Genomic DNA, 10,080 nt, shown 5'->3' with positions numbered 1-10,080 from the left:
AGCCGAGCTGAGAAGCCGTTGACATCTATACCGAGACCCGCCGTCTTCGACCTCCCGGCACGCCGTTTGACAAGCTGCCACCAACCTTTCACTACGCGGCATTGCGGCCTAACGGGAGCGTGCCACCTCCTGGCATGGTCCTTGGATCAGCGGTCCGGTCGCGGTGGTGCACCTGGCGGGGTACGGGCCAGGATGGTCACCGGTCCGCTCACCCCGACCACCTGGTACCCGTCCGCCAGCGTCTGCTCCCGCAGCTGCCGTTGCCGGTCGGGCGAGTAGGGGTACGAGCCGCCGGGCCCGGTGTCTAGCACGATGTAGTCGGGGTGGACGCGGTCCAGCGACGCGGGTCCGAACAGGCTGACGTCGTCCCGGGCGGTGAGCTGCGGCGCGAGGGGGTTCGACGCGGCCACCGTCACACCTGCGGGGACGCGGTCGAGGAGCCGGCGCGCGGCCGCTGTCTGCGGCTGTGGCTTCACCAGGTCGGGTGCGTAGCGCAGCGGGTGTGACGGGATCAGCAGGGCCGTGGCCATCAGGCTCACAGTGAGTTCCCACCGCCGGTGGCCCCGGCCGGAGAGTACGTCGACGAACGCCGCGAACGCGATCGGCATCAGGACGGCGCTGTAGTGGTACCGGGTTCCCCAGTAGTTCGGGTTGTCCGCGAGGAAGCGCCACAGCAGCGTGGGCACCGCGAGCAGGAAGACCGGTGACCGGACCGCCAGGAACGCGGTTGGGGTCAGCAGCGCGACCAATGTGCCGATCTTCGCGTCGGGTGACGCCAGCAGGGTGGCGAACTGGTCGGGCACCGAGCCGGAGATCTGCGACGTGTAGGCGTCGTGGCCGGCCGGGTTGAACGCCGGGATGATGATCCGCGTCTCGACCAGGGTGGCCGCGACGCCACCGGCGGCGGCGAGCAGGCCGATCCCGCGGGCGCCCCGCCAGGCCGCCAGCACGCCCACCGCGGCCACCGTGAGACCGAGGTCCTCCTTCACCAGGACCAGTGGCAGGGCCCACGCGACGGCGTGCACGGGGCGCCGTTCGGCCAGGGCTACCGCCGCAAAGGCGATCAGCGGTACGGCGAACGCGACCTCGTGGAAGTCGAAGGTGACGGCCTCGGCAATGCCCCAGCTCAGCCCGTACCCGACGGCGACGACGAGGGCCGCCGGAGCGCCCAACCGGTCGCGAGCGTGACGAACCAGCGGTATCGCCGCGACGGCCAGCAGGGCGGCCTGCGCGACGAGCAGGGTCACCGCCGACGGGAAGAGCCGGTACACCGGTGCCAGGGTCGCGACGATGGGGGAGAAGTGGTCACCGAGCAGCGGGAACCCGGGGCCCTTCAGGGACGATGTCGGCAGCCGCCCATGCGCGTAGGAGCGAACCTCCTGCTCGAAGATCCCGAGATCGAACCCCGAGGTGAGCAGCAGCTGATGCCGGCGGACCGCGATGGCGGCGTAGGCGGCGAACAGCACGGTCGCGGCCACCCCGGGCAGCAGCGCGGTCGGTCGCTGGACCCGCGGCGGCACGGGCGGGTGGGTCGGTGGCGGCGCCAGCAGGTGCTCGGTCATGAGGCGACCCTGCGGTCCGCGCGCTTATCAGCGGCTGACGCCGCCTGACTTTCCGGTCAGGAAACGGTCGCTCACCGCCGGCTACGCTGGCGTAATGCGGATCCTGATAGTCGAAGACGAGCACGACCTGGCGACGGTGCTGCGCCATGGTCTGCTCGCCGAGGGCTACGCAGTGGATGTCGCGCAGGACGGCCGTATGGGCTACCACCTCGCCGCTACCGGGGCGTATGGGGTGATCGTCCTGGACCTGATGCTCCCGTCGATGAACGGCTTCCAGATCAGTCAGCGCCTGCGCGCGGACGGCGTGGGAACGCCGATTCTGGTACTGACCGCCAAGGACGGGACATACGACCAACTCGATGCCCTCGACGGAGGGGCCGACGATTATCTCGTCAAACCATTCAACTATCCAGTACTGCTGGCCCGGATCCGGGCGCTGGCGCGGCGCGACTCCCGGGTACCTACGGCCGTCCAGCGGGTCGGCGACCTGACCGTGGACAGCGTCCGGCGTACCTGCATGCGCGGCGGCGTCTCGGTCGGACTGACTCCGCGCGAGTTCGCGCTGCTCGACCTGCTGGCCAGGGCCGAGCAGCGGCCGATCGGCAAACAGGACATCCTGCTGCAGCTATGGCCGGACGAGGTGGACGAGGTGAATCTGGTCGAGGCCCGGATCAGTGCGCTGCGCCGGAAGATCGACCGTCCGTTCGCCCGGCAGTCGGTCCAGACGGTCCGCGGATTCGGGTACCGGCTCGTCGACGACGGCCCGGCGGGGCAACAGTGACGCACCGTCCGGGCATCCGGCAGCCGCGGCTGAAAACGGCCCCGCGGGGCGTCATGGCCCGTACCGTCTTCGGCGTCGGCCTGGTCATGCTCGTCCTGCTCACCGCAATCGGGCTCTGGGGGCGTCAGCGTGTCTACAACAACCAGCTGGCATCCAGCCGCATCCTCGCGGAGCAGGAGGTATCCGAGATTCTCGCCGGGGCGGCGGCGTCCTCACTGTCCACCGACGAACACACCGTCTTCCCGTACCTGCTGCTCACCGGCGAGAACCTGCCATTCGAACTCGTCAACGACGACGGCGTAATCATGTCGTCCAGCGGGATGCTCAAACCGTTCGAGAACAATGATCGGCCGCTGATGGCGGCGCCCCCACCGGGCGAACCCTTAGCCCCCTACCGCGAAGAGCCGGTCACCTTCGCGTCCCGGCCCGGCAACCCGCTGTCCGCCCTGTCGGTGATCGCGGTCGTCGGCACGCTGCCGGGCGCCGCGACGGATTCGCTGAAGGCCGGCGCGCGGCAGGCCGGTGCGCTCTCTCCCGCCACCTACCGGGCCTACGTCTTCATCACGCCGTTCGCCGCGCAACACGCGCGCAGCCGGTTCGACTGGCTCCTGCTGGCAGGCATCCCGGCGGTCGCGGCGGCGGTGGCCGCCGCCGCGGCGTGGATCGTGCGCCGGCCGCTGCGCGCGGTCGAGGCGATCCGGGCGCGGGCCGCGACGATCACCGGTACCAGCCTCCAGCAGAGAGTTCCGGTACCCGAATCCAGAGACGAGATCGCCGCGCTGGCCGGCACCATCAACGACACCCTGACCCGGCTCGAACAATCCGCCACGAGTCAACGCCAGTTCGTCGCCGACGCCGCCCACGAGCTGCGCAGCCCGATCGCCACGATGCTGGCCACCGTCCAGATCGCCCGCACCCACCGGGTGCCGGACGACGACCCCGAATTCTTCGACCGGATCGAACGGGCCACCGGCCGGCTTCAGCACCTCACCGACGACCTGCTGCTCCTCGCGCGCATCGACGCGAACGAGCCGTACACGTTCGAGCTGGTCGAGCTCCGCTCGATCGTCCTCGCCGCGCTGCGCCCGCCGGCCACCCTCGTCGACGGCCCGGCGGTCGCGGTGCGGGGCGACACCCGGCAACTGGAGCGCGCCATCGGCAACCTCGTCGACAACGCGATCCGGCACGCCGACTCCGCCGTCACCGTCAGCGTCGCGACCGGAGGCGGCACCGCGCGGGTCGCCGTCCACAATGACGGCACCCCCATCGACCCGGCCGACCGGGAACGCATCTTCCAGCGATTCGTCCGCCTCGACGCGGACCGGGCCCGCGACCGCGGCGGCTCCGGTCTGGGGCTGGCCATCACCCGCGAAATAGCCCGTCGCCACGGCGGTGACGTGACGACGGTACCGCAGCCGTCCGGCGCCGAGTTCATCCTCGAACTGCCCGCGGCCGGCGGTTAGTCCGCCGGGTCGCCCGGAGCCGATACCCTACTGTTCCCTGGACGAGGCGACAGGATCATGAGGCACCGTTGCATTGACGGCTGGCAAGATCGAGGCAGACTTGAGCAGTGAAGTGGTCGAGTCGTCCGCGCCCGTGACTGCCGCCGAAGTCTGCGTTTGCTGGCTTTCGATTCCCCGCCGAGGTGATCGTCGTCGCGGTCCGCTGGTATCTACGATTCAATCTGTCCTACCGCGACGTTGAGGAGCTGCTGGTCGAGCGTGGCGTCGAGGTCGACCACGTCACCGTCTACCGGTGGGCGCAGCGGTTCACTCCACTGCTGGCCGACGCCGCCCGCTTCGCCCGCCATTCACCGGGCGACAGGTGGCACATCGACGAGACCTACGTCAAAGTAAACGGAGGTTGGCGGTACGTCTACCGGGCGGTCGACCAGTACGGGCAGATCATCGACGTGCTCGTCTCGGCCCGCCGCGACGCTGACGCGGCGCGCAAGTTCTTCCGCCGGGCACTGTCAACGCTGAAGGTCAAGCCCACCGAGGTGGTCACCGACGCCGCCGCGGTCTACCCCGCCGTCCTCGACGAGCTGATCCCACGGGCGTGGCACCACATCGAGCGGTACGCGAATAATCCGATCGAAGCTGATCACAGTCGACTCAAGCACCGGTTGAGACCGATGCGCGGGCTACGAACGGACCAGACAGCACAGGTCATCATCACCGGACACGCCTTCATGCAGAACCTTCGACCTGGACACTACGGACTCGCCGTCGACGCCCCGCCAACAATGCGGGTCGCCACTGCGTTTACCGAACTCGCCTGCGCGATCTGACCGGCGGCTCGACACGGGTTCAACGCGGCCTCGGTCTCCCAACGCAACGGCACCCCAGCGAGGTCTACGACCAAGTACGGGAGACGGTCGTGGAGATCCGGGCGGCGATCGCGGCGGCCACGGCACGGGCCCGGCGCCGGTGATCGCGGTCTCACGCCCCGTGGCCGGCCTATGCGTCAGCTGGCGTCCGGAACTGCCGAGAGAGTGGGCCGACACGTAGGTCGCTACGCTGCTGCGTGTGAGCTACGACCTGTATTTCTGGCTGTCCGGGGCAGCACGACATCCTCGCCGGCTGGCTGATCGGCTCGCGGATGAGAAGGCCGACGGTCTTGTGCCGGATAAGCGAGTCCTGGCTTTCCGCGCCGAGCTGCTACGCCGCTGGCCGGACCTTGCCGACATGATCGCTCCGTGGCATCAAGATCTGGGTCGGCGGCAGCCATGGGGCCGCACCGATCTCGCCGATCGGTTCGTCGGGGTCACCCTGCCGTACGGCTGGGAAGGCACCAGCGCGCTGCCTGTACTCGCCGCCGGGTATGGGCTCGACTCGTACGACCCGCAATCGGAACAGCTCGTGTCGCCCGGGTCACTGCCGCAGGACAGGGGAGTTCTCGACGACGTGGCGCAGGTCGACGGATGGGTGAACGAGCAACACGTCGTGCAGTTGCTTCGGCAGATCAGCGTCTACATCGGCTACGCGTATGACGATCTGGACGAGGCGGCACTGACCGGGGCGCTCGATGACACGAACGATGAGGCAGTCGACGGCTGGTTCGATTACCCGCTGGTAGGCACGCCCACGCTGGTAATCCGGCTGGCGCAGTCACCGGGTAGCGCAGTGGTCAGCGTCCGCGTCGAAGGCACCATGGATCTGGTTCTGGCCACAAGGATAGAAACGGTCATGGACCTTCTGTAGCGAATCCCAGAGCAACAAGCCGTGCCTATCCGGATCTGCCGCTGGTTGCGCGTTGCGAGCCGACCGGCCATGTCGATGAGCGGTAGCCCGTCAGGCTCGCTGCTGAGCCTCGTAGGCGCGGATTACTCGGGCAGTGGGGTCCCCACCTTCCGGTGTGCGTAGACGGTCGGTCAGTAAAAAGCCGGGCAAGGAGAACCGTGCCGCATGCTCGTGCTCGGACAGCACGAACGTTCCGCCCCGCGCCTCTGGCTGCCACCCGATCTCCAGGGCATAGCTGATGATCGCCTGTACGTCTGCTGGTGCGGGATAGGAGCCGTCAGTCGCACATGCACCCCATGGTGCTGGCCAGGCGACGGACAGCAGATCCGCCTGGAGTGCCTGGCTGGTCTTGCCGGCGCCCCAGACCCGAACGCGGATGCACCGGTGGCAATCGCCGCCTCCCAGCACATGATCAATCGCGGCGCGCCAGACGAAGGTCCGCGCGCCGACTCGTAGATGCCGCAGCCGAGTCCGCACGTGAGTCACCTCCCGATGGTGGATTTTTCTCGATCCGCCGGCCATGCGCCAATGTATTCGCCGATGCCCCACTCACAACCGGGTCACTGTTCGTGCGCTCTCACGCCGCTGACCGGGCGTGCCGGGCGTCGGCACGCCGGTCGCGCTGCATCGGTCGGCCTCGACCCGGTTCCCCTCGGATCTGCCGCGAGTCGGGCGGTCCCGTCGACCGACCGGATCTGCTTGAGCGGATGCCGACGTGTAAGGCTGAGGTACCGGCCCAGCGTACGAACAGGCTGGATCACGCCTCAGTTCCACGCTTCGTCGTTCGGATTCTCGCCGAGCATCCGCGCGCTCTCTCTACACAGGTCCTCACCAAACAGCTGGTTGCCATGCGTATCAGTACCCCATGTCGCGTCGGCACGCGCAGCGACCACTCGCCAAGAACACTCTTCCTCGACCCGCCACCGCCTGACCTGCCGCGCAACGTCCAACGTCAAGACCAGCCCCCATGCGTCCAACACACGACCATGTTGCATGCCCCAGCCCGCGTGCGCATCCGGAGTTGCCGCTGTCCGCTCGCCCATACGGGGCGGGAGAAACTGGGTTGCTCTGCGTGGTGTGAGCGAGCACGCTGTCGACCGTGGGAGCGCTGGACGCGGTCGCGGCCCGGGTTGCCGCCGGTGTCACCGTCAGCTTCCGCCCGACTGGCTCGTCGATGGTGCCGCTGATCCGCAGCCGGCAGTTGGTGACCGTTGCCCCGGTCGACCCGAGCGCGATTGACGTCGGCGATATCGTGCTGGCCCGGGTGGCGGGCAGCGTCTACCTGCACCTGGTCTCGGCGGTCGACAACCACCGCTCACGGATCCAGATAAGCAACAACCGTGGTCGGATCAACGGCTGGACCAACCACGCCAGGGTCTATGGCATCTGCACCACGGTCGATGGCGTCTCACGGCCCCGCCTGGCGGGCAAACTCCGGCCCAGCTAGCAGCCACCACCGCCCCGGCTGCGTACGGCACCACCACCATGTGCGTATTCACATGCCTAGCAGCGGAAATCCCGGTACACGGCGGCTCAGTGTGGGAAGGCGTGAGGTGCGCGCGGGGTGATCTCGTCTCTGAATGTTTCGATGCGTGTGGCGACCTGGCGCATGCCGTGGGTGTGCTCGATCCGGTCGAGGTAAAGGCATCGGGCCGCCAGTTTGTCCAGCTCGACAGTGAAGTAGATAGCCATCAACGGGTTGACGAACAACGTGCTGCCGCTGGTCCGGCGGGTGAACTGCACATCCCCGAACCCGCCCCGTGTCGCAGCGGCGATCTGGCCGTTGACGATGCTGGGCCGCATCGGTGTTGCCGCCTGCGCATCCGCGACCGCGTCACGATACAGTTCGGCTTCACGGCTGCAACCGGGGATGGACAGCGCACCGAGGTATCCGCGTTCCCGGTCGAGCGCGGCCAGGTTCTCCAACACCTGAGTGTGGACGACCCCGTGGTAGGCGTCGATGCCGAAGCCGAGGCAGGTCACCAACTTCACGGGGACGTCGAGGCCAGCGACCGCAGCGAGGCTCGTGATGTCCTCCACCGGCGTGCCGAGGCCGGCTTCGTCACCGCGAAGCAGAATGTCCGTGCCACCATCGACCAGCACGATCGCGTCGATCTGCAGTCGCTCCACGAGATGGTGATAAGTCGCGCGGAGCGGCTGCACACCGACTTTCGGGAACGCGAACACGGTCGCCGGCAGGGTGTGCGCGGCGAGCCAGCGGGCAAGGGTCCGCTCCGGAAAGTAGTCATCCGGTCCGCGAGTTTCCGCGGTCACCTCGGCTACGTCCGGACCGGCCCACGCGTCGAGTTCGAGTAGTTCCAGCTGGGTAAAGGACAGGTTGGCCAGATGAACCCGAGCGCCGCGGTCCCACAACGCGACCGCCAGCGGCAGCCCCGCGTAAACGTCGAAGCCGCCACCCGCACCCGCGATCAGCACCCGGTCCGCCTGGCTCAGGGCAGCCAACAGCGGCGGAACGGCGAGGGATCCGGTGGCCGATGCGTGGGCGGCTGCCGCATACGAACTCGTCACGACACCATAATCCTCAACCACCTGTACATCGGCCAACCGTCGGCTGGTTGTGTCGGCGGGCGCGGAGGCAAGCGATGTGTGAGTGTGACCGCGTCAGGCCAAGCGCTGTGCCGCGGCGTGGCGGACCTCGTCGTCCTCGATGGGGTCGTCGCGTAGCTGGATGATCCAGTCGCGGGCCTGGTCGGTCAGCGGGGTGTGTTGGGCGGCGAGCAGCCGTACCGCGGGCTCGCGGTCGAGTAGGAAAAACGGCAGCACCCGGGTCGTGCGCGGCGGGTCGAGCAGCAGCAAACTGTGCAGATAGCTGGCCCGCTCGTACGAATGCGGAGAGGCGATGAGCAACCCGCGCAGCTGCCGGACGAGTCTGGCACGAGCATGAGCGTGCGCGGAGCCCGATGCGTCGGCAAGTATCCGCGCCAGGCCCTCGGTCAAGGTGTCGTAGCCACACCACCTGTCGGCAAGCCGCTCGAGCGCGGCGAGCAGTACCGGGACGTCCCGGACGTCGCCGTGCTCAGCAAGCAGGTGTGGGGCGTCAAGGAACAACGGGTGGAGCCTTGGTGCTGCAGGACGTTGACGGGCGCCCCCCGGCCACCCCGTGGCGTCCTGATGAACTGACCAGGGTCCTTGCCGCACTCGCCGAAGTGGCCCATTCGGCAATCCCCGCTCCGCTGGCGGACCTGCCGACTGCCGCGCAGACCCTCGCTGACGACTTCGGCGGATGGAGACGCATCGCGACCGATGCGCCGCCAAGTCTGGATCCGTGGGTCGCCCGGCACCTCGACAAGTTGTGCGTCCTCGCGGACCGGGCCGTGGGCGCCTTGGCTGGGGACAGGCTTGTGCACACCGACATCCGAGCCGACAATCTCCTCATCGATTTTCACGGGACAGTCACAGTGGTCGACTGGCCGTGGGCCTGTCGCGGGCCGGCCTGGCTGGACCGACTGCTGTTGCTGATTAATGTCCGGCTCTTCGGCGGCCACGACACGCAAGCCCTTGCTGAACCAGTGCGTCGCAGACACCGACGCCCTCATCGCCACCCTCGCCGCATTCGGCGGCTTTTTCGCCGACATGGCCCGCCGACCGTCACCTGCCGGCCTGCCGACCGTGCGCGCGTTCCAGCAGGCGCAAGCCGACGTCGTTTGCTCCTGGCTTCAGGAGGCCATCGCTCGTTTCTCAGTGAAAGTCGGAATTTGCGCCGTGCAACCGGCCTGAGGCGCAGGCAGCCGCGTAACGCCCCGGCGTCGCTACCGGCCTCCAACCCCGACTGGCAGGGGCCGGGCGGTGGAGGCGGTACCGCTACACCTCGAGCACCCTGACACTCACCGGTCCCCACGTTGTTCAGCACAAACCGGGCGCTACCCTGGAGATCGTGCGCGTGGGTCGGTAGCCGATCTAAACTTCGTCCTGCCCGACGTCGTGTGGTCCTCTGCTCGACTCCGAATATGGAAAGATCACGGCATGGCAACGTACAGCGGGCCGGTGACCCTCACGCTACCCAACGGCACCGAGGTCGAGGTCTCGGCGGCCCTACATTCGTTCCTGGAGAACAACCTCCGGACGTGGCGCGGCACGCTGACCGTGGACCGTCCGGCGTCCCTCTGGGATGGCGTTGGCCAGACATGCACGATCCGCACCATGGACGGAGACACCGGCGAAGTCGTCCTCTCGGATTTTCAGCCCGGCTCCGAATCAGAGGTCGCCGAGGTGACCGGTCGCGGCCCCGCTCCGTTCTAACCACATCAGCGCAGCACGGTCGCGGCGGCACCGCCGTCATCCATCGCGAGCGAGGAGCCGAACCCGGACGCGCCCCGAACAGCACCGCCGTCCCGCGCCGAACTGCTCGAGCCCGGCGCCGCGTGCTGACGGCCCGGACCGTCGCCGATCGCGGTGGCGACGATCGGCTGGACTCGGACCCATAGATACGTAGTGTTCACCTTCATAGACACCTCGGCTTCGCAAACCCGAGGAC

The 10,080-nt window shown here is 68.2% G+C and carries 12 protein-coding genes; 7 read left to right on the top strand and 5 right to left on the bottom strand.

What is annotated here, in order from left to right; genetic code table 11:
* Window positions 1–146: 146 nt before the first annotated feature.
* Complete coding sequence (locus Raf01_RS48490) at window positions 147–1,562, bottom strand: DUF2079 domain-containing protein (protein WP_203924967.1); 1,416 nt, start codon at window positions 1,560–1,562, stop codon at window positions 147–149.
* Window positions 1,563–1,656: 94 nt separating this feature from the next.
* Between Raf01_RS48490 and Raf01_RS48485 the strand changes: the two genes are divergently transcribed.
* The 4 genes from Raf01_RS48485 to Raf01_RS48470 all read left to right on the top strand — a co-directional run bounded on the left by Raf01_RS48485 (window position 1,657) and on the right by Raf01_RS48470 (window position 5,546).
* Window positions 1,657–2,343 (top strand): response regulator transcription factor, encoded by a 687-nt coding sequence (locus Raf01_RS48485; RefSeq protein ID WP_203924966.1) that lies wholly within the window; start codon window positions 1,657–1,659, stop codon window positions 2,341–2,343.
* 53 nt (window positions 2,344–2,396) lie between these two features.
* Window positions 2,397–3,806 carry a sensor histidine kinase gene (locus tag Raf01_RS48480; protein WP_203924965.1) on the top strand — a complete coding sequence of 470 codons (1,410 nt, stop codon included), beginning with the start codon at window positions 2,397–2,399 and terminating at the stop codon, window positions 3,804–3,806.
* Window positions 3,807–3,943: 137 nt separating this feature from the next.
* Entirely contained in the window at window positions 3,944–4,633 is a 690-nt protein-coding gene (locus tag Raf01_RS48475; RefSeq protein WP_203924969.1) for an IS6 family transposase, read from the top strand.
* 238 nt (window positions 4,634–4,871) lie between these two features.
* Window positions 4,872–5,546, top strand: coding sequence for a hypothetical protein (locus Raf01_RS48470; RefSeq protein ID WP_203924964.1), 675 nt, complete (start codon window positions 4,872–4,874; stop codon window positions 5,544–5,546).
* A gap of 90 nt (window positions 5,547–5,636) precedes the next feature.
* Here the strand turns inward: Raf01_RS48470 and Raf01_RS48465 are convergent, their stop codons facing one another.
* The gene (locus Raf01_RS48465; RefSeq protein ID WP_203924963.1) at window positions 5,637–6,062 is read right to left on the bottom strand and encodes an integrase; all 426 of its coding nucleotides are present in this window, start codon (window positions 6,060–6,062) and stop codon (window positions 5,637–5,639) included.
* 622 nt (window positions 6,063–6,684) lie between these two features.
* On the opposite strand from Raf01_RS48465, the gene Raf01_RS48460 reads away from it, so the two are divergent.
* Window positions 6,685–7,032 (top strand): hypothetical protein, encoded by a 348-nt coding sequence (locus Raf01_RS48460; protein WP_203924962.1) that lies wholly within the window; start codon window positions 6,685–6,687, stop codon window positions 7,030–7,032.
* Window positions 7,033–7,118: 86 nt separating this feature from the next.
* Here Raf01_RS48460 and Raf01_RS48455 read toward each other — a convergent pair whose 3' ends face one another.
* Both Raf01_RS48455 and Raf01_RS48450 read right to left on the bottom strand, forming a co-directional pair.
* Window positions 7,119–8,150, bottom strand: a complete 1,032-nt coding sequence (locus tag Raf01_RS48455) for a DUF1152 domain-containing protein (protein ID WP_239134577.1) — start codon at window positions 8,148–8,150, stop codon at window positions 7,119–7,121.
* 57 nt (window positions 8,151–8,207) lie between these two features.
* The gene (locus tag Raf01_RS48450; protein ID WP_203924961.1) at window positions 8,208–8,654 is read right to left on the bottom strand and encodes a hypothetical protein; all 447 of its coding nucleotides are present in this window, start codon (window positions 8,652–8,654) and stop codon (window positions 8,208–8,210) included.
* A gap of 414 nt (window positions 8,655–9,068) precedes the next feature.
* Here Raf01_RS48450 and Raf01_RS48445 point away from each other — a divergent pair, with 414 nt between their 5' ends.
* Both Raf01_RS48445 and Raf01_RS48440 read left to right on the top strand, forming a co-directional pair.
* Window positions 9,069–9,323: a hypothetical protein gene (locus tag Raf01_RS48445; RefSeq protein WP_203924960.1), complete on the top strand. Its 255-nt coding sequence runs from the start codon at window positions 9,069–9,071 to the stop codon at window positions 9,321–9,323.
* 246 nt (window positions 9,324–9,569) lie between these two features.
* Window positions 9,570–9,845 (top strand): hypothetical protein, encoded by a 276-nt coding sequence (locus Raf01_RS48440; protein WP_203924959.1) that lies wholly within the window; start codon window positions 9,570–9,572, stop codon window positions 9,843–9,845.
* A gap of 5 nt (window positions 9,846–9,850) precedes the next feature.
* Here the strand turns inward: Raf01_RS48440 and Raf01_RS48435 are convergent, their stop codons facing one another.
* Entirely contained in the window at window positions 9,851–10,045 is a 195-nt protein-coding gene (locus tag Raf01_RS48435) for a hypothetical protein (RefSeq protein ID WP_203924958.1), read from the bottom strand.
* Between the last annotated feature and the right edge of the window lie 35 nt (window positions 10,046–10,080).

Origin of the sequence: Rugosimonospora africana, assembly GCF_016862975.1 — a bacterium.
Lineage (GTDB): Bacteria > Actinomycetota > Actinomycetes > Mycobacteriales > Micromonosporaceae > Rugosimonospora > Rugosimonospora africana.
Note: the sequence above shows the minus strand (reverse complement) of the source record. Positions and strands in the feature narration are given on the sequence as shown.

Bases quoted from the DNA above. Each gene is read 5' to 3' on its own strand.
- Raf01_RS48490 (WP_203924967.1), bottom strand. From the start codon at position 1,562: ATGACCGAGCACCTGCTGGCGCCGCCACCGACCCACCCGCCCGTGCCG.
- Raf01_RS48485 (WP_203924966.1), top strand. From the start codon at position 1,657: ATGCGGATCCTGATAGTCGAAGACGAGCACGACCTGGCGACGGTGCTG.
- Raf01_RS48480 (WP_203924965.1), top strand. From the start codon at position 2,397: ATGGCCCGTACCGTCTTCGGCGTCGGCCTGGTCATGCTCGTCCTGCTC.
- Raf01_RS48445 (WP_203924960.1), top strand. From the start codon at position 9,069: ATGTCCGGCTCTTCGGCGGCCACGACACGCAAGCCCTTGCTGAACCAG.
- Raf01_RS48440 (WP_203924959.1), top strand. From the start codon at position 9,570: ATGGCAACGTACAGCGGGCCGGTGACCCTCACGCTACCCAACGGCACC.